The following is a 253-nucleotide window of genomic DNA, read 5'->3' on the forward strand; positions in this document are numbered from 1 at the left end:
ATTCCGACTCCGATTGAAGGGGCTGCAAAGACCCTTCAATCCGAGCGAAGCGAGTGGAAGCACGGCTGATTCCGGGCTTGGAGCCGGCAACCCGGTGACGTTCTGGGTTGTCAGCGGTACACACGGAATCCGTATGACTGTTCCTGGCCTGTCGTCCGTCGAGTCCTAGAAAACGTGTGAGGAAAGGCCCTGCGGGCGGAGACTGCCTTGCGGCGCTGTGGTGAAGCTCCACGCATGCCGTTGTCCGTTCACG

Origin of the sequence: Deinococcus sp., from assembly GCF_018260555.1 — a bacterium.
GTDB lineage: Bacteria > Deinococcota > Deinococci > Deinococcales > Deinococcaceae > Deinococcus.